At 67.2% G+C, this 21,907-nt stretch carries 22 protein-coding genes and 1 pseudogene; 19 read left to right on the top strand and 4 right to left on the bottom strand.

Translation table 11 applies throughout. The annotated features are described in order from the left end of the window. Nucleotides 1-58: 58 nt before the first annotated feature. A complete protein-coding gene (locus tag AAC067_RS00275; RefSeq protein WP_339928379.1) occupies nucleotides 59-3,013 on the top strand; it encodes a TonB-dependent receptor in 2,955 nt (984 codons plus the stop codon). Then, nucleotides 3,013-5,310: pseudogene (locus tag AAC067_RS00270) on the top strand (prolyl oligopeptidase family serine peptidase); the annotation flags it as partial. The gene AAC067_RS00275 and the pseudogene AAC067_RS00270, both read left to right, overlap by 1 nt. 18 nt (nucleotides 5,311-5,328) lie before the next feature. Here AAC067_RS00270 and AAC067_RS00265 read toward each other — a convergent pair. The 4 genes from AAC067_RS00265 to AAC067_RS00250 form a co-directional block, all read right to left on the bottom strand. Further along, the gene (locus tag AAC067_RS00265; protein WP_339928377.1) at nucleotides 5,329-7,089 is read right to left on the bottom strand and encodes an asparagine synthase C-terminal domain-containing protein; all 1,761 of its coding nucleotides are present in this window, start codon (nucleotides 7,087-7,089) and stop codon (nucleotides 5,329-5,331) included. Continuing rightward, entirely contained in the window at nucleotides 7,086-7,709 is a 624-nt protein-coding gene (locus AAC067_RS00260) for a lasso peptide biosynthesis B2 protein (RefSeq protein WP_339928375.1), read from the bottom strand. The genes AAC067_RS00265 and AAC067_RS00260 overlap by 4 nt, the downstream gene beginning before the upstream one ends. Nucleotides 7,710-7,762: 53 nt before the next feature. Then, the gene (locus AAC067_RS00255) at nucleotides 7,763-7,996 is read right to left on the bottom strand and encodes a hypothetical protein (RefSeq protein ID WP_114816364.1); all 234 of its coding nucleotides are present in this window, start codon (nucleotides 7,994-7,996) and stop codon (nucleotides 7,763-7,765) included. 90 nt (nucleotides 7,997-8,086) lie between these two features. Next, the gene (locus tag AAC067_RS00250) at nucleotides 8,087-8,683 is read right to left on the bottom strand and encodes a GntR family transcriptional regulator (RefSeq protein ID WP_339928372.1); all 597 of its coding nucleotides are present in this window, start codon (nucleotides 8,681-8,683) and stop codon (nucleotides 8,087-8,089) included. Between the two features lie 265 nt (nucleotides 8,684-8,948). On the opposite strand from AAC067_RS00250, the gene AAC067_RS00245 reads away from it, so the two are divergent. The 17 genes from AAC067_RS00245 to AAC067_RS00165 all read left to right on the top strand — a co-directional run bounded on the left by AAC067_RS00245 (nucleotide 8,949) and on the right by AAC067_RS00165 (nucleotide 21,845). Beyond that, a complete protein-coding gene (locus AAC067_RS00245) occupies nucleotides 8,949-9,431 on the top strand; it encodes a helix-turn-helix transcriptional regulator (RefSeq protein WP_339928370.1) in 483 nt (160 codons plus the stop codon). Nucleotides 9,432-9,515: 84 nt separating this feature from the next. Beyond that, on the top strand, nucleotides 9,516-9,785 hold the full coding sequence (locus AAC067_RS00240; protein ID WP_219354447.1) for a helix-turn-helix transcriptional regulator: 270 nt from the start codon (nucleotides 9,516-9,518) through the stop codon (nucleotides 9,783-9,785). Nucleotides 9,786-9,861: 76 nt separating this feature from the next. Beyond that, nucleotides 9,862-10,500, top strand: coding sequence for a lytic transglycosylase domain-containing protein (locus tag AAC067_RS00235; RefSeq protein WP_339928361.1), 639 nt, complete (start codon nucleotides 9,862-9,864; stop codon nucleotides 10,498-10,500). Beyond that, a complete protein-coding gene (locus AAC067_RS00230; RefSeq protein WP_244093369.1) occupies nucleotides 10,497-10,796 on the top strand; it encodes a TrbC/VirB2 family protein in 300 nt (99 codons plus the stop codon). Before AAC067_RS00235 ends, AAC067_RS00230 begins: the two co-directional genes overlap by 4 nt. After that, nucleotides 10,796-10,975 (top strand): hypothetical protein, encoded by a 180-nt coding sequence (locus AAC067_RS00225; RefSeq protein WP_134581276.1) that lies wholly within the window; start codon nucleotides 10,796-10,798, stop codon nucleotides 10,973-10,975. The genes AAC067_RS00230 and AAC067_RS00225 overlap by 1 nt, the downstream gene beginning before the upstream one ends. Continuing rightward, a complete protein-coding gene (locus AAC067_RS00220) occupies nucleotides 10,968-11,303 on the top strand; it encodes a type IV secretion system protein VirB3 (RefSeq protein WP_339928353.1) in 336 nt (111 codons plus the stop codon). The genes AAC067_RS00225 and AAC067_RS00220 overlap by 8 nt, the downstream gene beginning before the upstream one ends. After that, complete coding sequence (locus AAC067_RS00215) at nucleotides 11,296-13,671, top strand: VirB4 family type IV secretion/conjugal transfer ATPase (RefSeq protein WP_339928351.1); 2,376 nt, start codon at nucleotides 11,296-11,298, stop codon at nucleotides 13,669-13,671. Before AAC067_RS00220 ends, AAC067_RS00215 begins: the two co-directional genes overlap by 8 nt. Then, complete coding sequence (locus AAC067_RS00210) at nucleotides 13,668-14,372, top strand: type IV secretion system protein (protein WP_339928349.1); 705 nt, start codon at nucleotides 13,668-13,670, stop codon at nucleotides 14,370-14,372. The genes AAC067_RS00215 and AAC067_RS00210 overlap by 4 nt, the downstream gene beginning before the upstream one ends. Next, nucleotides 14,369-14,581 carry a hypothetical protein gene (locus AAC067_RS00205; protein WP_339928347.1) on the top strand — a complete coding sequence of 71 codons (213 nt, stop codon included), beginning with the start codon at nucleotides 14,369-14,371 and terminating at the stop codon, nucleotides 14,579-14,581. The genes AAC067_RS00210 and AAC067_RS00205 overlap by 4 nt, the downstream gene beginning before the upstream one ends. Nucleotides 14,582-14,590: 9 nt before the next feature. Continuing rightward, nucleotides 14,591-15,514, top strand: coding sequence for a type IV secretion system protein (locus AAC067_RS00200; protein ID WP_339928345.1), 924 nt, complete (start codon nucleotides 14,591-14,593; stop codon nucleotides 15,512-15,514). Continuing rightward, a complete protein-coding gene (locus AAC067_RS00195; RefSeq protein WP_339928343.1) occupies nucleotides 15,514-15,741 on the top strand; it encodes a hypothetical protein in 228 nt (75 codons plus the stop codon). The genes AAC067_RS00200 and AAC067_RS00195 overlap by 1 nt, the downstream gene beginning before the upstream one ends. Further along, nucleotides 15,738-16,421 (top strand): VirB8/TrbF family protein, encoded by a 684-nt coding sequence (locus AAC067_RS00190; RefSeq protein ID WP_339928341.1) that lies wholly within the window; start codon nucleotides 15,738-15,740, stop codon nucleotides 16,419-16,421. Before AAC067_RS00195 ends, AAC067_RS00190 begins: the two co-directional genes overlap by 4 nt. Beyond that, on the top strand, nucleotides 16,418-17,245 hold the full coding sequence (locus AAC067_RS00185) for a TrbG/VirB9 family P-type conjugative transfer protein (RefSeq protein ID WP_339928339.1): 828 nt from the start codon (nucleotides 16,418-16,420) through the stop codon (nucleotides 17,243-17,245). Before AAC067_RS00190 ends, AAC067_RS00185 begins: the two co-directional genes overlap by 4 nt. Next, nucleotides 17,242-18,399 (top strand): type IV secretion system protein VirB10, encoded by a 1,158-nt coding sequence (virB10, locus tag AAC067_RS00180; RefSeq protein ID WP_339928337.1) that lies wholly within the window; start codon nucleotides 17,242-17,244, stop codon nucleotides 18,397-18,399. Before AAC067_RS00185 ends, virB10 begins: the two co-directional genes overlap by 4 nt. Continuing rightward, nucleotides 18,396-19,406, top strand: coding sequence for a P-type DNA transfer ATPase VirB11 (virB11, locus tag AAC067_RS00175; RefSeq protein WP_339928335.1), 1,011 nt, complete (start codon nucleotides 18,396-18,398; stop codon nucleotides 19,404-19,406). The genes virB10 and virB11 overlap by 4 nt, the downstream gene beginning before the upstream one ends. A 61-nt stretch (nucleotides 19,407-19,467) precedes the next feature. Beyond that, a complete protein-coding gene (locus AAC067_RS00170) occupies nucleotides 19,468-21,228 on the top strand; it encodes a type IV secretory system conjugative DNA transfer family protein (protein ID WP_339928333.1) in 1,761 nt (586 codons plus the stop codon). Continuing rightward, entirely contained in the window at nucleotides 21,225-21,845 is a 621-nt protein-coding gene (locus AAC067_RS00165; protein WP_339928331.1) for an LPD7 domain-containing protein, read from the top strand. Before AAC067_RS00170 ends, AAC067_RS00165 begins: the two co-directional genes overlap by 4 nt. Nucleotides 21,846-21,907 lie beyond the last annotated feature (62 nt).

Raw genomic sequence — 21,907 nt, 5'->3', positions numbered from 1 at the left:
GCCCCTTCGTCTCTTCCCCGAACCGCGTCTGTGCGGATATCCATTTCGGGGGATTATTATGCGTATCGGTCTTTGTTCGTCTGCATTCGGAGCACTCGCTGTCGCGGCGGCAATGCCTGTCGTCGCCCAAGCGCAATCCCCTGCCGTCCAGTTCCGGGTCCCGGCAGGCCCGTTACAAACCGCTCTTCCGCTGTTCGCCACGCAGAGCGGCGAGCAAATCCTCTATTCCACAGACCTCGTAGCCGGCCGTCAGTCTCCGGGCGTCAGCGGTGCTCTGCGGACCGATCAGGCGCTGACCGCGCTACTGCAGGGCACGGGCCTGCGCGCGCGGCGCACGAGCCCCAATACCCTGGTTGTCTACGATCCGGACGCAAGGGCGGACGCGACAGACGACGCTGTCGAGATTGAGGACGTAGTCGTTACGGGAAGCCTCATCCGGGGGGTCGCCGACGGCCCCTCGCCAGTCGTTACGGTGACCCGGGACGAGATGGATCGGAATGGCCGCGCAACCGTGGCCCAACTGCTCGCGAGCTTGCCGCAGAATTTCGGCGGCACGGCGAACGAAGGCGCACTGGGAAACGGCGGCGATCGCTCCGGCACGAACTCGACATACGCCAATGGCGTGAATCTACGCGGTCTGGGCAGTGACGCCACGCTCGTCCTCATCAATGGACGCAGGCTCGCGGGTACGGGGGCCAAAGGCGACTTCGTCGATGTCTCGACAATCCCCACCGCCGCAGTCGAGCGCGTCGATATCCTGTTGGACGGAGCCTCCGCCCTTTACGGCGCCGACGCTGTCGGCGGCGTCGTGAATATCATCCTCAGAGACGACTATGATGGCGCCGAGACCCGGGTGAGGGTCGGAAACACCTCCGACGGCGCGAGCGGCGAATATCAGGTCGCTCAGGTTCTGGGACGGCAATGGTCGAGCGGCTCGGCGATGCTGACCTACGAATACTATGACCGTGAGGCCCTGGCCGGATCCGAGCGTCGGCGAGCCGGCGATGCGGACCACCGCTGGCTCGGCGGAAGCGACCGACGCTCCTTCTACAGCAATCCCGGCAACATCGTCGTTCTTGACCCCGCGACCGGCAGCTACATTCCCCGGTACAGCATCCCCGATGGCCAGAATGGGGTGGGCCTGCTCCCGGCCGACTTCCGCGTCGGGCAGACCAATCTCGAGAACTTCAGGGCGACGAGCAACATCCTGCCCCGCCAGACCCGCCAAAGCGCCTATGCCGCCGCCCGCCAGTCTTTCGGCGATCGCTTCGAGATCAGTGGCGATGCTCGGTGGGGTATGCGCGAGTATGAAACGGTCTCGACGGCGATCAGCACCCTGCTGACAGTCACCCGAGCCAACCCGTATTTTGCGTCACCGACCGGAGCCAGCTCGCACACGATCGCCTATTCCTTCCAGGGCGAGATCGCGCCTCCCAAAGTCTTCGGCGAAGTCGAATCCCTTGGCGCGAGTCTGGGCGGGACGGCTGACCTTTTTGGCGACTGGCGGCTGGAGTCCTACGTCTCGTACAGCAGCGAAGAGGCCCATACCGGTTCCGACGGCGCCTTGCAGTCGACCAATCTGCGTGAAGCCCTCGGCGCGGTTGCGGACAGCCCCGCCACCTCCTTCAGCACGGCGCGCGACGGCTTTTTCAACCCCTTCGGAAGCGGCGCGTCCAACAGCGCGACCATCCTGGACTTCATCAGCGCCGGCTACACCCGAAACCAAAGCCAGACCGGAAATCTCTCTGCCAATCTGCAGATCGGCGGCACAGTCATGACGCTGCCCGGAGGGCCGCTTCGGCTCGCAGCCGGGCTGAACTTCCGAAGAGAAACCTTCGAACGTCAGGTCACCAACTTTTCCTCGGGCGCCGCTCCGACCGTCGGGGCTCGCACGAAAACCGAACGCGATGTCAGCGCTGCCTTTGCGGAGTTGCGTGTCCCCTTGTTCGGCGAGACCAACGCCCTTCCCGGCCTTCACCGGCTGGATCTGTCGTTGGCAGCGCGCTTCGAAGATTATGGTGACATCGGTCAGACGACGAGCCCGAAAGCCGGCGTCCTGTGGGAGCCGACCGAAGGCCTCCTTCTCCGGGCAAACTACGGTCGCTCCTTCCGGGCCCCTGCCCTGCGCGAACTGAACGACGCGGCGAGCGCCAGTCCATCCATTCTACCGCGTGGATCGCTGCAGATTCTGTCGATGATCCTCTACGGCGGCAATCCCAACCTCGAGCCCGAGGAAGCGGACACATGGACCGCGGGCTTTGAGATCAAGCCCACTGGGTTGCCTGGTTTGAGACTGGGCGCAAACGTCTTCCGGACCGACTTTGACAACCGCATCGGTCAGCCCGCGCTCGAAAGTATTCTCACCGCCCTTTCAGATCCTTCGCTGGCCCCGTTTGTTCGCACCCTTGATCCGGTGAACAACGCCGCCGATCGCGCAGCCGTCCAAGCCATTCTCGATCTGCCGACCACAAACCTGCGCGACCTGTTCCCCGCGACCTCCTATGGGGCGATCGTGGACGCCCGCTATGTGAACACCGCCAAAGTTCAGGTGGAGGGCCTCGATCTCTCAGCCGGCTACGGCTTCAATCTCGCGGACAACGCCTTCGATCTCGACGTTAACCTGACCTGGCTGGAGCGTTTCGACGCCCAGCCAACACCAACCTCACCGACGGTGTCCCAGCTTGATCGCCCCAACTTCCCGGTCGGCCTGCGGGGACGAGCGTCAGCGAGCTGGTCCCGCGGCCCCTGGACGGTGTCGCCCTCGCTCAACCACGTGGGGGATTATGCGGACCTCACCGGTCGCCGTATCGGCTCCTGGTCCACAGGCGACGTGTTGGTGCGCTTCGCACCGGCCGGGGGTTTGCTCGACGGAACCGCCGTGTCGCTGACCGTCCAGAATCTCTTTGACCGCGATCCGCCGTTCTACGACGCCCCGGAGGGGATCGCCTACGACGCGGCCAACGCGAACGTGCTCGGCCGGTTCATCTCGCTGCAGCTGACCAAGGCCTGGTGATGCGACAGCTTCCGTTGATGCTTGCCCTCGCGGCGAGCCTGGCCGGAGTCTGTCCGGCGTCCGCTCAGACCCATCGGTTCGGAGTGGAGGATCTGATTAAACGGGAGGGTGTCGGTCAGGTCCGGGCCAGCCCCGATGGCCGCTGGGTGGTCGTGGAGCGACAGGCCGCCCACGACCAGGCTGCGACCTATCGCTTCCAGACCATGACCTACGCGCTGTTGACCGAACTGGAGATCCACGCGGCGGACAGAACGTCGCCGCCGCGGCGGTTTGCAGCGGCGGGTCACGACGTCGGTTATCTCGCGGGCCCCTTCTCGCCGAGCGGCGCGCGGATGGTGGTGGTCAAGGTCACCGAGGCCACCTACCGACTGGGTATCCTCACCTTGGCGAGCGGCGCCGTTCAGTGGCTCTCGATCACGCCGGAACAGAGCCAGTTCGGGCGCTCCATCGCCTGGAGATCAGAGACCGAAGTCGCCGTCATTGCTCGGCCGCTTGACGATTTCCCGATCCAGATGCGGGTCGGGTTCCAGACCCAGGACAGGATTGAAAGCCTTTGGCGGAACGCGGCCTCCGGTCATGCCTCGAGCGGCGTTTACATCCCCAGTGGCGCGACGCGCGATGCTCGCGCTCAAGCCCTGCCCTCCAGCCTTATCCTCGTCAACGCCCAGACCGGCAGCCAGCGCGTTCTGGCGCAGGGCGAATGGTTCGATCTGGCGCTGTCGCCGGATGGACGCCGTCTCGCCGCCCTTCGCAACGCCGAGGACATCCAGCCCACCCCGGATCGACCCCTCTTGGTCGGGGATCCCATTCGTCGTCGGCGTCTCGCGGTGATTGATCTCGACAGCGGCGCTGTGGCCGATCCGCTGCCGGACGAGGACCTCGCCATGTATCTGATGTCCTGGGCCCCGGATTCCTCGCGCCTGCTCGCCTACGGCCGCCCATCCGCATCGGCGGACTTTGATGAGGGCGGTCGCTACTGGCTCATCGGTCGCGACGGACGGGCCACAAGGCTCGACACGGGCACGGACCGTCCTTGGCTGCAGAGGACCTGGGACGGCGTCGCCATCCCTCTGGGAAGCTGGGACGGTGCGCGGCCCCTGATGCAGGTCGGCGAAACCGATCAGAACCGCCATTGGCGACGGGATGACGGGGCCCGCTTCCCGGTCAAGGAGTCCGGTGAACGGATCGCTCGCTTCGAGGGCCAGACCGTAATTCAGCGCCGCGACGGGCTCTACGCCCTCAACGGGGCCAAGGCTGTTTCGGGCCGGCTGGTGGACCTGGGGCAGATGTCCGACGGCGCCAATCCCGCGCAATGGAACCCCGATCCCGTTCTTCTTGGGCAGGGAAAGGTTATTGACGGGGCCTGTATCCACACCGCGGCGCCGTCGCCTCCGGTCTGTGTTTCTCCCATTCCAGAGGGTGAGCGTCCTCTGGCGGTGCTCCCGGCCGGGATCGTGACGACCGGCCTGGACGAACGCGGCGTCACCACCGTACGCCTTCATACGTTGGGTGAGGTCCAGACGCTGACGACCGTCAACGCCGCGTGGCGTGACATCGACTGGGGTCGCGTCGAGCCCGTCGCTCACTTGGGACCGGAGGGTCAGGCCCTGACGAGCTGGCTCCTGCTTCCTCCAAACATGCCGGTTGGCGAGCGCCCGCCTGTCGTGGTCCAGATCTATCCCGGCAGAGCTCTGTCGGCGCCGCCGGCGACGATCCTGCCCGGGTCCAGGAATCCGCAAAACAATCCATCGGTGATCGCCGGGGCAGGCTATGCCGTTCTCATCGCCAATCTGCCCCACCCAGCGTCCGGACCTCGAATGGACGATCTCGCTGACCGCATCTTCGCCATCGTTGACGAGGCCGGCCGTCGGGGACTGATCGATCCGGACCGGGTCGCCGTGACAGGCCACAGTTACGGCGCCTATTCGAGCCTGCGCGCTGCGACTCAGTCGGACCGCTTCAAGGCAGTGATCGCCACCAGCGGCTATCCGGAGCTGACGCGCTCGATGGAACTGCCGCCCTTCTTCCGCGTGTCCCCGGACGAGGGCGTTCCGGTCGGACAGATGGCCGGATGGGGCGAGACGGGCCAAGGGCGGTTCGGCGCCTTCTCGACCTCCCCGGAGAACTACGTCGCCCAGAGCCCTCTCTTCAGCGTCGAACGTCTGAGAAGCCCCACGCTTCTCGCTGAGGGCGATCAGGAGAACGCCCGCATGGGCGCGCTGTTCAGCGCACTCTATCGACTGAACCGCGAAGCGGCCTTGGTGACCTACTATGGCGAGGGTCATGTCTATGAGAGCCCCGGCAATGTCAGGGACCTACACGCGCGCATCCTGGATTGGCTGGCTCGATATCTCGGTCCGCCAGCGCGCCTCGAGCCGCTGCGTCCAGCGCCGCGCCCAGACCTCGAGCACCCCGAGCAGCAAGGGCCGGTTGGCGCCGGGACTCCATAAGAGACGTTCCGGCTCCAGATCCCGACCGAGCTCCACCCGATCGAACAACCGATGCTCGACCATAAGCCCGTCCATCAGGAGGGGACGCAGGTCCGGAAGGCTGCGCTGGACGACGTGTCCGTAGAACCGGCCCAGATCACCCTTGTCACGACGCTGGGCGATGGACGGCGGTAAACGGCCCGCGAAGGCTTTGCGCGCAAGGCCGCGGTCTCTCGGACCCAACGTCAGGCGATCGGCGGGGATCGCGAGGCAATGCTCCATCACGGGCTGACTGAGCAGGGGATGGATCAGGTCGGCGGCTCTCGCGCGCAAACAATCGCTCCAGAAAAGCTGGCAGTTGGCGAGACGGTGCACCTGTCCATACTTCCCCGGCGGAAGATCTGCGGCATCTCCCAGCCAGGGATGGAGCGGCGCGGCCGAAGGCTTTCGGGGCGGAGGCCAAAGGGCCAGACGCGCAAGCGTCCAGGCGGAATGGCGGGTCCACCTGGCCATATCGCCCCAGTAGCGCGGGCGGAACCCGGCCAGCCCTTCGCGGCGCCGGCGGTCCACCACGATGCGGGGCTCTGGCGCCTGATAGAAGACTGCGTCCCCGCCCTGCCCCGTCACGAGGGCGGTGGCGCGCCCCTTGCGGAGGCGTCGGGCGACGTCGCGATCATAGGCCACGTCGACGCCATGCAGTGCGGGGCGAATGCCTTCACCCAGCGGGCGCAGAAGCGCTTCGGTGATGGCTGCAACGGGCTTTCTGGCCGCCTCGAGGCGCAGTCCTGATTTCTCGGCCGCCGCCAGTGCGTAAGCTCGTTCATCACCCTCGTTCCAATCAGCGAAATAGTTGACGAAGCGCGCGCGCGCGCCCAGCCCCGCGGCCGCGACGCTTCCCGAAACGATGGCGGAATCGAGCCCGCCGGAAATCTCTCCCTGGATGCGCTCATGGGGTGCGAGAGAGACGGCCACCGCCTGATCCACGAGGGTGCGAAGTGCGTCAGGGCTGTCGTCAAACGCGGTCCCGACAAAGCGAGACGGACGCCAGAGGGCATGGCGCTCCATGGTGTCGCCGAGAAGAACCATATCTCCGGGCGTGACGACGTTCAGGCCTCGGAGCGGAGGTCGGTCGCTGAGCAGTCCGGGATCGTTCGACAGCGTCGCCAATACCTCCCAATCGATCGCGATCTCCGGTGGCAGGAGAGCATCCGCAACCTCTGGAGGCTGATCCGACGCCAGTTTCAGCCCCCCGCTGCGCCACCACACGCAATCGATGGCGCCGCTTGGGTCTCGAATAAGAACGAGACGGCTTTCGTCGTCGCGCCAAGCCAGAATATAGCGTCCCCAACCGGATCGAACGACCTCCGATCCCAGGCTCCCTGCTGTTCGGCTCGTGCCAATAATCGAGGACAAGGATCGGTCGCTCGGTCGCCACGTTCCGATCTGGATGTGGCGGCGATGGACCTGCCGCACGGCCACGATCGCGTTGGGTCCCAGGAAGACTTCGATGTGGTCAACAACAAGAGCCGATCGCCAACCCGCTGCCAGAAGGTCCCGGCGGACTTGATCGAGGCGATCCCGATCGGCTGGCGTCGCGTGGCTGCTGTCGATCAGAAGGTAAGCCCGCGCATCGACAGCGGGCGTCATCGGCACAGCAGGGGCTGGTAGGCAGACAGGCGTTCGACATCATCATTCAGGCAGGTGTCACCCACCTGAACCCAACAATGCGCCATGAATGGAAAGAGCCTCACCCCGAACACCCAGTCGGCCCGGAGACCCTGCCGATGCAGGGCATGAACGAGCAAAGCCGACCGAACGAGGCATTCACCCTCGATCGGGAGCCAGGGCTGCAGTCGCCAGAAAGCCGTCGCAGCGCGCTGCACCTCCGGCTCGGCCGCAGGTCGTAGCGGGGGTTCAGAGAAATAGGCGGTGATCCCGGACCCGGCCGGGATCTTCCGCACCGCGAGCGCGGCGGCGAGACCCGCGTAGATATCGCGCCATGATACGGCGGCGGGGTCGTGGATAACGGTCCGCGCGGGTTTCGCCGGCAGCGCTCGCACCAACGGTGGCGCTTGGGCTTGAAGCAGTCCCGCCTCCTGGAGGGTGTCTCGCGTCGAACCGCCCAGGACTTCAGCTCCGCCGTCAGATCGGCGCACGACGGTCTCGCCGCCGCTTGGCAGACAGAAATAGTTGTCGGCCTCGAGATCCAGGATCACGAGCGCCGTGTCGATCACGGCCGCATGCACGCCGGTCTTCAGAAACATCATGAGAGATCGCCCTGATGAGGACGCCGGCCCCTGACGGGCCGACGTCCCTTCGTTCAGTGGAAACGCACGCCGGTCATGGTCCAACGCTGGACCGGGATCAGCTCGAACTCGCCGTCCGGCGAGTCCGCCCGAGTCTGGTCCGCGGCGGAGCCGAGCCGGAGCAGGCCCGATCCGGCCTCGTCGTAATACTGGATCGGATTCAGTTCGGGCTTCTCGACGCCGACTTCGGCGCGGGTGTGATGGGCGGCCGACCCCAGGGAGATCAGACGCGTCAGGTTCTTCAGCATGGTGATTGCCTCCTATGCCGGGCGGGATTGCCCGACGCCGTCAGGAGGCGCGTACGCTGTCGTATTTTCAAACTATATTTGGAATATACTTCACACAGACTGACGCATCACCTTCTCCAAGGCCGAAGAAAGGGCGAATCGACCCGCATGATACTCGTAGAGCGCAGCCGCCAACTCCCCGCTCCCGCCCTCTGACCGGAGGCGTTCAATTTCGAGCGCAATGTCCAATCCAGTATTGTGCAGGACCGCTTCAACCCTGCGGATCGGTCTGAGCTGCGCAGAGACCCGCCGATAGGCTTCGAAGACGGCGCTGTTCCCCCCATGCTGCGCGAGTTGATCGAACACGAGCTCGACCCGCAGGACCGGATCCGTCGGCGGGTCCGCCGTCGGCGCTTGGGGCGCAAAGCCCTCTTCGGAGCCCCACCGCAGGAACTGGTGATGAAGATCGTAAAGGCCAATGATATCAGAGGCGGTGAGGCTCGGGGCGAAGTAGCCTCGTCCTGGCCGATGCTCGATAATGCCCTCGCCAGCGAGGTGGGCCAGCGCCTCGCGTACAGGCGTTGGACTGAGACCGAGTTCGTTCGCAAGACTGGTTGCGACCAGAGGACGCCCCCAACCGAACCGACCCGCTGCGGCATAACCAGCAAGGGCGCTGTGGGCGACCGCGAACTGATCGCGTTCGCGCATCAGGATACGGTTCCCGGCGCCCCGCGCGAAGCCGCGCTTCCGGAGCGACCGTACGAAGCGCGGAAAGCCGCGAACTGACCAGTAGCGGCAATGCGTTTTTTAGTTTCCATTCGAGAACTGCATGTTCTTTGCGCACTTTCCGCAAGACTCGGGACACCGTGAGCTTCCCGTCTTCCATTTGATGCTCAACTGACGCATTTTTCAACCACCGGGAGTACGGCGTCGAGAATCGCGTTGCCCTCCACAACCCGAGGCAGCCGAGCTGATGGAAAGCGATCGTCCCCGCTCTCAGAACGAAATCCTGGCTGCGGCCCTGCGGTTGATCCGTCTGCATCGACGGATGAAGCCCGCCGAAGTGGCCGACGCCATGGGCATGGCCAAGCGGTCGTACGAACACTTCGAGGCCGGGAAGGGAAAGATCAATCTCGAGCGGATCCACCGGTTCGCCGAGGCCACGGACAGTGATCCCTACGCCATTATCGACTGTATGGCGCTCGGCTCCCCCGAGTTCGCCGTTCGCTGCGCGGACAACAAGGCGATGCTCGCGCTGCGGGTCGTCACCCAGGAGTTCGACGAGGACGTGGGCGATGCGATCATGGAACTCGACACGCGCTCCATCATCAACGCCTTCACGCGCACCCTGAAGGACCTTGGAATGCAGGCCGTGAGACGTGATGACGCGGCCAAGGCCTGGCTCGATGATCGGATCGGACGGCTGGTCACGCCCTCGAAGGAAGAGGACGAGTGACCGGGGTTCGTCTCACACCGTAAGTTCGCTGCGTGAACCTTGCGGTATTGCCGCAAGTTCGAAACCGGGTCTGGCTTGAGTCCCATGACCCAGTCGCTTTCCAGATCGTCCGGTGGAGGTCGTCTCGCGCTCGCAGCCCGCCTGTCTGAACGGCAGTCGGACTGCCTGCGCCTCGCCGCCCAAGGCCTACCGTCCCGCGAGATCGGACGTCGCCTCAGCCTCTCCTCCCGCACGGTCGACGATCATATCCTGCTCGCCTGCAGGACGCTGGGTGTCAGAACCCGCGTCCAGGCCGTAGCCCGGCTTGTCGGGGACGACCGCCGCGAAAGCGAGCCGCGCACCTTCGCCCCGTAGGTCTGCGGTGGCGCCCTGACGGATCGATTGGGCGCTGCCGATGGGGTCTGCTGACGGCTCGTAATGGAGCCCTGCCTTGCTCGATCTCGCACTCGTCCTCGCCCTTTCCGCCCAGTGCGCGCCCGGCGTCTCGCCGCAGACCCTGGCCGCGATCGCCCATACGGAGAGCCGCTTCAATCCCCTGGCGATCGGCGTCAATCGCGGCGTCGCCGTGCGTCAGCCCAGGACTCGCGAGGAAGCGGCACGGGTCGCGCGCCGCCTGATCGTCTCGGGCGCCAACATCGATCTCGGTCTCGCGCAAATCAACTCGAGCAATCTCGGATGGCTGCGTCTGACGGTAGAGGACGCCTTCGACCCCTGCCGCAACCTGACCGCGGCAGGGACCGTGCTGCGCGCCGGCTTCGATCCCGCATCGACGGCCTTTGACCGCCAACAGGCCCTGCGCGTGGCCCTGTCCCGATACAACACCGGCCATCCCGATCGCGGCTTTCGCAACGGCTATGTCGCGCGCGTGGAAGCGTCCGCGGCGCGCCTGGGCCTGGCCGTCTCCGCGCCGCCGCTATCCGAAGCCGCATCAGGGTCACTGCCCGATCAGGTGGCGCCAGACCCCGTCGCGCCACCCGCCGCCTGGGACGTGTTCGCGCGCGCCACCGCCAGCGCGATCGTCCTCTTCGCCCCCGCCTCACAGACCCAAACCTGGAGCGTCAACCCGTGACCCTGTCCCCCATTCGACGCCGCCAATGCGCGGTCGGAGCGATCGCCCTGGCGACAACCCTGATGTCGGTGCAGCCCGCCTTCGCCTCGGCCAATGTCGAGGGCCTGCTGCAGAATGTCGTCGACATGCTGACCGGCAACACCGCCAGGCTGTTGGCCATCCTGGCGGTCGTCATCGTCGGCATCCTGTGGATGTTCGGTCTGTTCGATCTGCGGCGCGCCGCCATCGTCATTCTCGGCATCGTCGTGGTCTTCGGCGCCGCCGAGATCGTCGGCCTGATCACGGGCGGCGCCTGATGGCCCGGGCCGACGCCTGTCTGATCGTCGCGGGGATCGCCGGCGGGCTGGCGCTGACGCTGATGCTCGGGGTCCGGCTGATCTCGCCGGCACGCTTCGCCCAGGCTCTGGGCGGCGGTCTGGTCGGTCTCGCCGTGGCGAAAGCCGCCCTGGTCCTGAGCGGGGCGGACCATGGCTGAGGAACGACTGATCGAAGAGCCCCTCTTCCTGGCCTGCACCCGGCCGGCGATAATCCTGGGCGTGCCCATGGAGGCCATGGGCGTCAACGTCATGATCTCCGGCCTGGCCTTTCTCGTCGGCGGCAGCCTGCTCTATCTGCTGATCGCGCCGGCCCTGCATCTGGTCTTTCGCGCGATCTGCAAGGTGGACCACAACGCCTTCCGGCTTCTGCTGGTCTTCGTCGACACCAAGGGCCGGTCCCGCAACGGCGCCCTGTGGGGCGGCAGCTCGGCGACACCCCTCCCCCTTGTCCGGCGCTACAGCGCAAGGGAGTTGGTCCGTGGGTGAGCTCCGTCTCTCGCCGTCGCGCCTGCGCAGGGAGGGCGACGCCCTGGCCGGCCTGCCCTATGCGCGCCACGCCTCGGACCACATCGTCACGCTCGATAGCGGGGCGCTGATGATCGCCTTCCAGCTGCAGGGCGCGGCGTTCGAGACCGCCGACCCGCGCGATCTGAACGACTGGCACGTCAAGCTCAACCAGACCTGGCGCAACCTGGCCGACGACCGGTTGGCGATCTGGCACCACATCGTCCGACGCGAGGTCCTGCCCGAGGTCATGGGCGGGTTCCGCTCCGACTTCGCACGCGATCTGAGCCAAGCCTACGAGGCGCGGCTCGGAGGCCGGCGGCTGTTCGTCAACGAACTCTTTGTCACCCTGGTGCTCCATCCCGGCCGTGATCCCGGTGATCGCGCGGCGGCGCTCATGCGTCGCCTGCAGACAGCCCGCCGTCAGGACACGGAGGTCGCCCCGGAACAGATCAAGCGGCTCGAGGACGCCGCGCGCGATCTTGAGCAGTATCTCGGCCGCTATGCGCCGCGCCGCCTTGGCCTGTACCAACACGGAGACATCTGGTGCTCCGAACCGATGGAGCTGGTTCGGCTCGTCCTCACCGGCCGGCCGGGACGCGTCCCCATCGTCTACGGCCATCTCGGATCCGCGGTTCATACGGTGCGGGTCATCTTCGGACGCGAAAGCCTGGAGCTTCGGGACGTCGACGCAGGCCGTTACGCGGGCGTCCTCGCCATCAAGGAATATCCGGCCTCGACCCGGCCCGGACTGTGGAACGCGCTGCTGAGCGCGCCTTTCGGGTTCGTCATGACCCAGTCCTTCGCCTTCCTGTCCAAGGCGGCCGGGCGATCGGTGATGGAGCGCAAGCAGAACCAGATGGTCTCCGCGCGTGACCGCGCCGCTTCGCAGATCGACGGCCTTTCGGACGCGCTGGACGATCTGGTCAGCAACCGGTTCGTGCTCGGCGAACACCAGGCGTCCGTCCTGGTCTACGGCGACACGCCCGCCGCCCTGGCCGACCACCTTTCGAAGGCGCGGGCGCATCTGGCCGACTCCGGCCTGGTCGTCGCCCGCGAGGACCTCGGCCTCGAGGCCGCCTTCTGGTCCCAGTTCCCCGGCGGCTTCGCGCGGCGCACGCGTCCGGCCGCGATCACTTCACGCAACTTCGCCGCCCTCGCGCCTTTCCACGCCTATCCCGTCGGAAAGCCCCACGGCAATCACTGGGGACCGGCTGTGGCGACGCTGCGCACCACAGCCGGATCCCCTTTCTACTTCAACTTCCACGTCGGCGATCTCGGCCACACCTTCATCTGCGGCCCCTCCGGGTCGGGCAAGACGGTCGTCCAGAACTTCATGCTGGCGCAGCTGGAGCGGTTCGACGCCCAGCAGCTGTTCATCGACAAGGACCGGGGCGCCGAGATCTTCGTTCGGGCCTGCGGCGGGACCTATCTGGCCCTGCGCAACGGCGTGCCCACGGGGTTCGCGCCCTTCAAGGCATTGGAGCCGTCACCCGCCAATCGCGCCTTCCTCAGCCGACTGGTGCGGACCCTGGTCGCCCGACCGAACGAGACCCTGTCGGTACCGGAAGCACGCGTCATCGACGAAGCCGTCGCTGCGCTTGAGGCCCTCCCGCGCGAGCGACGCTCGCTTTCGGCCCTGCGCAGCCTGCTCGGTCAATCGGACGTGGGCGGCGTGGGGGCGCGGCTGGAACGCTGGGTCCGGGGCGGGCCGCTCGGCTGGGCTCTGGACGGCGACGACGACGCCCTGTCGCTCGACGCCCGCTTCGCGGGTTTCGACATGACCGATGTGCTGGACCACCCCGAGGTCCGCACGCCGATGATGCTCTACCTCTTTCACCGGATCGCCCAGCGGGTGGATGGGCGCCGGCTCGTCCTCGACATCGACGAGTTCTGGAAGGTCTTGGGCGACGCCGCCTTCACCGACCTGGCCCAGGACGGCCTGAAGACCTGGCGCAAGCAGAACGCCCTGATGGTGTTCGGCACCCAGTCCCCGGCCGACGCGCTGCGCTCACCGATCGCCCACACCATCCTCGAACAGTGCGCGACCAAGATCTTCCTGCCGAACGCCCACGGCCAGGCCCGCGACTATGTCGAAGGCTTCGGCCTGAGCGAGGAGGAGTTCCGACTGATCCGGGACGAGCTGACGCCGGAGTCTCATCGCTTCCTGGTCAAACAGGGTCACGACAGCGTGGTCGTGGAGCTTGACCTCGAGGGGCTGGATGACGCGCTGGCCGTCCTGTCCGGACGATCGGAAACCGTCGCCCTTCTCGACCGGCTGAGAGCCGAGACCGGGGACGACTACGCCGACTGGCGGGGCCCCTTCCATTCCCAGAGGAGACTAACATGAGACGCTCCATTCTTTCGATCGCCGTCGCCCTGGCCGCGATGACGGCCGTTCCGGCCCGCGCCCAGCAGGTTGTTTACGACCCGACGTCCTTCGCCCAGATGGTCAAGGATGCGCGCACTGCCATCGAACAGCTCGACAGCCTGAAAGCCCAGGTCCAGCAGGGCCAGGAGTTGTTCGCCAGCCTCAACGACCTGTCCAACGTCAATGCGATCGCTGAACGGCTGGGCCTCCCCGAGATCCGCAATCCCCTGCCCGACATGGCTACCCTGCGGTCGGCCGCCGACGGGGACCTGTCTGCGCTCGGCGAACTGGCCGAGCGGGCCGACACGATCCGCCGCGAGACCCGCGTCTATACGCCGGCTGCGCCGTCCGCCGCCGCCGACGCCCTGGAGCGGTCAGGCGCGCGGACCGCCCGTGATCTGGCGATCGGCGAGGCCGTCGACCGGTCGGCGACCGATCGTCTCGAAGGCCTGGAGACGCTGCGTCGCGCCCTCGACACCGCGCCGAACGCGCGGGCCGTGATGGACCTGAACGCCCGGCTCGCGGCGGAACAGGCCCTGATCCAGAACGAACAGGTCCGGCTGCAGGGCCTGGCCCTGACCCAGGCCGCCGAAGCCCGCCTCGAAGACCAGCGGGCGCGGGAGCGGATAGCCGCGGACCGGTCGGCCCGCATGGACGCCTACCGTCAGGCTTTTCAGTGAAAGCCGCCCTGGTCTTGCTCGGCCTGCTGGCGGGTTGCGGCGAGCCGGAAGCGCCCAGGGGTGAGCCGCGCCTGGATCGCGCCGCGCTCGAGGCGGCCGTCGTGGACTGCGAACGCGGCGCCCGCCGGCACGGCTGTGACGCCGCCCAGGCGCGTCTCGCCGAGGTCCGGCGTGCCGACCGCATGGCCGCCTACCGGCAGGGTTTCTAGGAGGTCGCCATGTCGTTTCGGGTCTTCGAGTCGGCCTATGTCTTCCTCGACGAACGTCTGAGCGCCTTCCTCGGGGACCGGCTGGGCGCGGTGATCGCCGAGGTCGAAGGCCCGCTGCGCATCGCCCTGGTCCTCTACATCGTCCTCTATGGCTTCGCGATCTTCCGGGGCGCCATCAGCGAACCGGTCATGGATTTCGCGATCCGCGCGATCAAACTGCTGTTCATCTATGTGCTGGCCACCACCCCGGCCTATTCGGACTTCGTCACCGAGCCGCTGTTCCGCGACCTGCCGAACCTTCTGACGCGGGCCATCAGCGGTGCGGAGACGCCGAACGTCGGCGCGGCCTTCGACCAGTTCCTCGCCTACGCCGGCTATCTCGGAGAGAAGATCGGCAGCGAAGGATCGGCCTTCGACCCGTCGCCCTGGATCGTCGCCGCGGTCGTCTTCATCGTCGGCGCCCTGGCCTGCGCGCTCGGTTTCGGCGTTGTTCTTGTCGCCAAACTGGCGCTGGCCCTTCTGGTCACGCTGGGCCCCATATTCATCGCCTGCGCCCTGTTCGACGCGACGCGGCGCTTCTTCTTCGGCTGGCTGTCCCAGGCAGTGAACTACCTGGTCCTGTTCGCCCTGATCATCACCATCTTCCAGCTCGTCCTGTCGCTGGTCCGGGATCAGTGGGGCGCGATCGAGGGCGGCGACCCGATGGTCGGCGGCCTGATCTTCATCGCCCTCTGCCTGCTCGGCGCGATCTTCTTCCTGCAGACACCCGCGATCGCGGCCGGCATCGCCGGCGGCGCCAGCGCCGGGCTCGCCGACTTCGCCAACGCCGCCTCCCTGGGATCCAGCCCCAGCGCCGTCGCGCGGGGCCCTCTCGAGGCCAGCCGTCAACCGCCGCGCGGCGGCGGATCCATCCGTCCCACAGGAGCCCGCTGATGCCCTTTCTTCGAACATTGTCCCGCGTCGTATCGATCACCCTGGCGGTCCAGGCCGTGTCCGCCTGCGCCACCTTCCGGACCGCCGATCCGCCGGTCTGCGACGGCCGCCATCGTCGACCCGCCAATCCCTACGGTTCGATCCTCTCGCCGGCGGCGCCGCACACGCCCGCGCCCGCAGCCGACGCGGCTTCGTCCATCGATCCTGGCGCGGGAGGCTGCACATGACCGGCGTCCCCTCCCCCGATCTGAAAGCCTATTTCGCCGAAGCGCGGCGATGGGATCAGGACCGGCTCAGCGCCGCCATACGATCGCGCCGGCTGGCCTGGACCGTGGCGGCCGTGGCCGCCGGCCTGACCGTCGTCGCCGTCGCGGCGGTGGCGGTGCTGACCCCGCTCAAGACCACCGAACCCTTCGTCGTGCGGGTCGACCAGACCACCGGAGCGGTCGATGTCGTGCGGGGTCTGTCCTCGGCCGAAGGCCCGGCCACCTATGACGAGGCCGTCAGCAAATATTTCCTCGGCCAGTACGTCCGCGCCCGGGAGGGCTATCTCGACCCCGCCGCCGAGGAAAGCTTCGCCCTGGTCTCGATTCTGTCGGGCGCAACGGAGCAACGTCGCTGGGCCGACCTCTATCGCGGCTCCAACCCCGCCAGTCCGCAGAATCTCTACGGACCTGAGGCCGAGGCCGTGATCGCCATCCGCGCCATTGGCTTCATCAATGAAGGCGTCGCCAATGTGCGCTTCCACCGCACGGTGCGTCAGGCCCAGCAGATCGTGGAGAGCGATTGGATCGCCACCATCGCCTTCACCTATACGCGCGCGCCGATGTCGGAGCCGGATCGCCTGCGCAATCCGCTCGGATTTCAGGTGACCTCGTACCGCGCCGATCCGGAGGTGGTCCGATGAGAACCCTGTTGATCGCCTTGGCCGCCGGCCTTGCGCTGATGACGTCGGGGCCGGCCTGGGCCGAAGACCGAGACGCCCGGATGGTCGAGGTCGACTACGCGCCAGGCGCCGTCTACCGCATCGCCGGGGCCTTCCGTACCGCCACCCAGATCGTATTTGGTCCGGACGAAGCCATCCGCCATGTCGCGATCGGCGACAGCGTCAGCTGGGAGGTCGCGGCCGAGGGTTCCGTCCTCTTCCTCAAACCCCGCGAACGCCTGCAGGCGACCAATCTGCTTGTCGTTACCGAACGTGGAGGCGCGACGCGCCACTATGCGTTCGAACTGGCGGCGCGAGACGCCCGCGATCGATCCTCCATCGCCTACCAGATCCGGTTCCGCTACCCGGCCGACCTCCAGGCCGCGACCGTCGCGTCCCTCGACGCCGCCGCCGAGGCGATCGAAGAGCGCGTGATCGATCTGACGCTCGACCAGGCGGCCCTGTCCGGCCCCCGCAACCTCGCCTACAGCGTCCAGGGCGCGTCGGACTTGCAGCCCAGCGAGGTCACTGACAACCGCCGCTTCACCGTGCTGCGGTTCCCGGCGAACCAGTTCATCCCCTCGATCTTCGCGGTCTCCGCCGACGGCGAGGAAAGCCTGGTCCCCTTCGATGTGCGCGGCGAGTTCGTGGTCATCCACGCGGTCGTCCCGGGCCTGCGGCTGCGCCGCGGCGCTTCGGTGCTGTGCATCTTCAACGAAGCCTACGACCCGCGCGGTGTCGCCACCGGGACCGGCACGGCCTCGCCGATCGTGGATCGGAGCGTGACGCAAGGAGCCCGACCATGACCGCCTCGCCCGAACCGACAGACGACGCCGCGGCGGAAACCCGTTTTGAAGGACAGGGTCTGCCGCCGACGACCGACAGGGGCATATCGCCCATCGGGGGCCGTTTCGGCGGCCGCGGGTCCAAGGTGGTCACCTTGGCCGCCCTGGGCCTCGGCTGCGCGGTCTTCCTCTTCGCCACATGGGATCGTGGCGAGGGAGATGACCAGAAGGCGGCGGCGGACGAACCGGCCCGGCAGGTCGTTCCGTTTGAACCGGCACGCCGTGACGCCGAGCCGCCCCTGCTGACGGATCAGTCTCTCGATCCCGAGGCGCCGGTCCTAACGTCGTCGAGCGAACAGGTGCCGGCGCTCGAGACATCGCCCTCCCCTTCATCGAACCGCCCCTCGGCAGCCGAACGGCGCCAGACCCTGATCGACGAGGCGAGGCGGTCCCCGGTCCTCGCCTACAGCCGCCAAGGCTCCGGCGGCGCTCCGACCGGCAGCCTGACCGCTGTGGCCCTCGCGCCCGAGCCCCCTGCGCCGATCCAGGCCCGCGTCACGCCGCTCGACGGCTTGCGCCAGACCTCGCCGATCAGTGAGGCGCGCGCCGGCCAGCTGGGGGATCGCAACCTCTTGCTGACGGCGGGAGCCTCCATCCCCTGCATCCTCCAGACGGCGATGGACAGCGCGACCCCGGGATTCGTCAGCTGCATCCTCCCGCGACACGTCTACTCGGAGAGCGGAACCGTGGTGCTGATGGAGCGCGGCACCCGGGTGCTCGGCGAATACCAGGGCGGTCTGCAGCAGGGCCGCAACCGGCTCTTCGTCCTGTGGACCCGCGCCGTCACGCCTGCGGGCGTCACTGTGGGCCTGGCGTCTCCGGCCGCCGACGCCCTCGGGCGCGCAGGCTTCGACGGCCGCGTGGACACCCATTTCTGGGACCGGTTCGGCGGCGCCCTCCTGCTGTCGCTGGTGGACGACGGTCTCTACGCCGCCGTCGGACGTGACGACGCGGTGCGCCAGACCGCGCGGGTGCCTTCGGACGCGGCCGGCGTCGCGTTGCAGAACTCGGTCGACATCCCCGCGACCCTGCGCAAACCCCAGGGCGCCGAGGTCTCCATTTTCGTCGCCCAGGACATGAATTTCGCCGGCGTCTATCGGCTGAGCGCAAGATGATGGACGACACCGCCGTCCTGGAACACTACCTCGCGCCGCTGCGACCCCTGCTCGCGCCAGACGACGTGACCGAACTGGTGATCAATCGCCCCGGCGAGGTCGGGATCGAACAGGGCGGCGGCTGGTGCTGGCATGAAGAGCCGCTGCTCACCGAGACCTGGCTCAGGACGCTTGCCGTCGCCGCCGCCGCCTTCACCAAACAGGATGTCAGTGACGCCCGGCCGATCTGCTCGACGACCCTGCCCGGCGACGAACGATGCCAGATCGTTCTTCCGCCTGCGGCCCCGGCCGGCACGGTGTCCCTCACGATCCGCAAGCCCTCGCGCCGGCAGTTCGGCCTCGACGCCTTTGCGACCGGGGGATTGTTCGATGCGGTCGTCGCGGCGGATGACGCGTCCGCCGATCCGGTCGACGCCGAACTCCTCGCCCTGAAAAGATCGGGAGACTGGCCGGCCTTCTTCAAACTGGCCGTGGTCTCACGGCGCAACATCCTCGTCTCCGGCGCCACCGGCTCGGGCAAGACCACCTTCGCCAAGGGTCTGGTGGAGGCTATCCCCGACCATGAGCGCCTGCTGACGATCGAAGACACGCGCGAACTCGTCGTGCCTCACCGCAACGTCGTCCACCTGACCTATTCCAAGGAAGGCCAGGGCCTCGCGCAGGTCACCGCCAAATCCCTGCTCGAAAGCGCCCTCAGGATGCGGCCCGACCGGATCCTGCTGCAGGAACTGCGCGACGGCACGGCCTTCTTCTATCTTCGCAACGTCAACTCCGGCCATCCGGGCTCCATCACCACTGTCCACGCCGACAGCGCCTCTCTGGCCTTCGAGCAACTGACGCTGCTGGTCCGCGAGTCCGACGGGGGGCGCGATCTGCCGCGGGAAGACATTCGGGCCCTGCTGCACCTGCTCGTCGATATCGTGGTCCAGATGCGCAAGACCGATGGCCGGTTCCGGGTGACGGAGGTCTGGCATGACCCGCTTCGAAAACGCCAACCCGGCCGCTAGTGCGACACTTGTCGTTGTCGGTCTCCTGGTCCTGCTGGTTCTGGCCGGAACCTCGACCGCGATGATCGCCCTGGCCGGCGTCGGGCGCCTGTCGCCGGACATCGATCCCGCCCGGGTCCCAGCCTGGCTATGGCATTACCGCGCCGACCCCGACCTTCAGCGCTGGCTTCGGATCGGCGGTCTGATCAACATTCTCCTCGCCGTCGTCATCGTCGCGGCGGTTGCGCTGGGCATTCGCCGTCCGCTTCATGGCGCGGCGCACTGGGCCGCTACGCGCGATCTCAAGGCGGCCGGGTTGGCGGCGCGCGAAGGCATCCTGCTCGGTCGGCGCGGTCGCTCATGGCTGATCGCCGGCGGCTCGGAGCATGTGATGCTCTACGCCCCGACACGCACCGGCAAGGGCGTCGGGATCGTCATACCCAACCTCCTGACCTGGCCCGGCTCTGTCGTGGTCCTCGACATCAAGCGCGAGAACTACGAAGCGACGGCGGGTTTTCGAGCCGCCGCCGGGCAGACGGTGCTGCTGTTCGATCCCCTCGCCCCGGACGACCGAACCGCGCGCTTCAACCCGCTGGCTCACATCACGCGATCGTCGGCCTCCGCCGTCCTGGACGAGCTCCAGCGCATGGCGGTCATGCTCTTCCCTGGCCACGATCATACCGACCCCTTTTGGTCGGAAGCCGCCCGGACTGGCTTTATCGGGGTCGGGGCCTATGTTGCGGAAACGCCTGATCTCCCGTTCTCACTCGGCGAGATCTTCCGGCAACTCACCCAGGGCGATGCGAGGGAACGGTTCCCCGGCCTGATCAAGGCGCGGGCGCTGGCAGGAGCGCCGCTGTCCACCGGATGCGCCTCGGCCCTGTCGGACTTCTGCAGTTCCAGCGAGAACACCTTCGCGTCCATTCGCCAGACGATCACCAGTCGAATGGGCTTGTGGCTCAACCCCGCCGTCGATGCCGCAACGGCCGGGAGCGACTTTGACCTGCGCGACTTGCGACAGGGCGGCCTGTCACTCTATCTCGGCGCCTCTCCCGACAACATGCTGCGCGTTGCGCCGCTCTACAGCCTGCTGTTCCAGCAACTGGTCGATCTGAACAGCCGCCGGCTGCCTGGCCCTAACGATCGCCCCGTGCTGGTCCTGCTGGACGAGTTCGCCCGGCTCGGCCGCGCGCCAGTTCTCGCCGCCGCCTTCTCCTACCTCGCCGGCTACGGCTTTCGTCTGCTGCCGGTGATCCAGAGCCCGTCGCAGCTCCGGGCCCTGTACGGACCCGATGTGACCGAGGACATCCTGACCAACTGCGGGATCGAGGTCGTCTTCGCGCCGAAGGAGCTGAAGGTGGCCCAGGAGCTGAGCGAACGGCTCGGCTACTACACCTATCAGGCCCGCAGTCGCAGCCGTCCCATGGGCCTCGGGTCCGGCCGGCGCAGCACGACGACATCCGATCAACGCCGGGCGCTGATGATGCCACAGGAGCTGATGCAACTCCCTGATCGAAGCCTGATCGTGCTCAAGGCCGGGATGCCGCCGGCGCGCGGGGAGAAGATCCGGTTCTTCCGCGAGCAGGTCTTCACTCGCCGGCAACGGCTGGCGCCGATCCCGCCGAGGCGGCCCGTGGCGGCCGAGCTCGCCTCCGCCACCCCCGTCCCACCGCCCCCTGCGCTAGAGGATACTGATATGAGCTACGAGTCCGTGGTTCAGGCCTTCACCGAGCAAGGCTGCCCGCCGCCCGAGATCGGCGCGACCGAGACCGAAGTCGCCGACTGGCTGGACCAGATCATCGACACCATCGTGCCCGCCCCTGATCGGGACGACGACCGATGAGCGCACGCCCTGCCAAAGCGCCAGAACAGTCGGCCGATAACATGGTGGCGCCGACACCCGCCAAGGGGAGCGGCTCCCAATCACGTACCCGAGGCGACGCACCTCAGGCCATCCTGGATCGCTATCTGATCGAACGCGACCGACAGGGTCGCCCGGCGCGCTTCTACCGGGATCACCGCGCCGCGGAACCGATGTTTCGGGACGAGGGCCGAAAACTGACGACGACGCAGTCCTATCCTGACGCCGTCGCCGACATGCTGAAGATCGCGCAGCACCGGGGCTGGACCGAAGTGCGGGTGTCCGGCGACGAAGGGTTTCGTCGCGAGGCCTGGATCCAGGCGCGGTCTCTTGGGGTTGAAGTCAAGGGTTACCGGCCGCGCGATCGGGATCGTCAGGCGGCCGGCGAGCCGTCCCCCGCCCAATCTCCGTCAAGCCGGTACCTCGACGAGCGAGCCGTGGAGGACCGACTTCGCGCCGCCTCGGTCGTAGTCAAACGGCTGATCGAGGATCCGGCGGCCCGGACGCGGCTGATTGAGCGCGCTGTCCAGCGTCTGCACAACCAGCATGACCCCGCGCGCATGCGAGATCGCGATGGCTCACGCGACCGACGTACCTGAAGACGCCCCGCTCAGATCGCCTCACGTCCATTTCGTCGCGGTGTGCAGCCCACCGCAGTCTC

Origin of the sequence: uncultured Brevundimonas sp., from assembly GCF_963977465.1 — a bacterium.
GTDB lineage: Bacteria > Pseudomonadota > Alphaproteobacteria > Caulobacterales > Caulobacteraceae > Brevundimonas.
This window is presented reverse-complemented; position numbering and strand designations above follow the sequence as displayed.

Bases quoted from the DNA above. Each gene is read 5' to 3' on its own strand.
- AAC067_RS00190 (WP_339928341.1), top strand. From the start codon at position 15,738: ATGACCGGCGTCCCCTCCCCCGATCTGAAAGCCTATTTCGCCGAAGCG.
- virB11 (WP_339928335.1), top strand. From the start codon at position 18,396: ATGATGGACGACACCGCCGTCCTGGAACACTACCTCGCGCCGCTGCGA.
- AAC067_RS00275 (WP_339928379.1), top strand. From the start codon at position 59: ATGCGTATCGGTCTTTGTTCGTCTGCATTCGGAGCACTCGCTGTCGCG.
- AAC067_RS00170 (WP_339928333.1), top strand. From the start codon at position 19,468: ATGATCGCCCTGGCCGGCGTCGGGCGCCTGTCGCCGGACATCGATCCC.
- AAC067_RS00225 (WP_134581276.1), top strand. From the start codon at position 10,796: ATGGCCCGGGCCGACGCCTGTCTGATCGTCGCGGGGATCGCCGGCGGG.
- AAC067_RS00200 (WP_339928345.1), top strand. From the start codon at position 14,591: ATGTCGTTTCGGGTCTTCGAGTCGGCCTATGTCTTCCTCGACGAACGT.
- AAC067_RS00220 (WP_339928353.1), top strand. From the start codon at position 10,968: ATGGCTGAGGAACGACTGATCGAAGAGCCCCTCTTCCTGGCCTGCACC.
- AAC067_RS00240 (WP_219354447.1), top strand. From the start codon at position 9,516: ATGACCCAGTCGCTTTCCAGATCGTCCGGTGGAGGTCGTCTCGCGCTC.
- AAC067_RS00165 (WP_339928331.1), top strand. From the start codon at position 21,225: ATGAGCGCACGCCCTGCCAAAGCGCCAGAACAGTCGGCCGATAACATG.
- AAC067_RS00195 (WP_339928343.1), top strand. From the start codon at position 15,514: ATGCCCTTTCTTCGAACATTGTCCCGCGTCGTATCGATCACCCTGGCG.
- AAC067_RS00185 (WP_339928339.1), top strand. From the start codon at position 16,418: ATGAGAACCCTGTTGATCGCCTTGGCCGCCGGCCTTGCGCTGATGACG.
- virB10 (WP_339928337.1), top strand. From the start codon at position 17,242: ATGACCGCCTCGCCCGAACCGACAGACGACGCCGCGGCGGAAACCCGT.
- AAC067_RS00250 (WP_339928372.1), bottom strand. From the start codon at position 8,683: ATGCGCGAACGCGATCAGTTCGCGGTCGCCCACAGCGCCCTTGCTGGT.
- AAC067_RS00260 (WP_339928375.1), bottom strand. From the start codon at position 7,709: ATGATGTTTCTGAAGACCGGCGTGCATGCGGCCGTGATCGACACGGCG.
- AAC067_RS00210 (WP_339928349.1), top strand. From the start codon at position 13,668: ATGAGACGCTCCATTCTTTCGATCGCCGTCGCCCTGGCCGCGATGACG.
- AAC067_RS00245 (WP_339928370.1), top strand. From the start codon at position 8,949: ATGGAAAGCGATCGTCCCCGCTCTCAGAACGAAATCCTGGCTGCGGCC.
- AAC067_RS00255 (WP_114816364.1), bottom strand. From the start codon at position 7,996: ATGCTGAAGAACCTGACGCGTCTGATCTCCCTGGGGTCGGCCGCCCAT.
- AAC067_RS00265 (WP_339928377.1), bottom strand. From the start codon at position 7,089: ATGACGCCCGCTGTCGATGCGCGGGCTTACCTTCTGATCGACAGCAGC.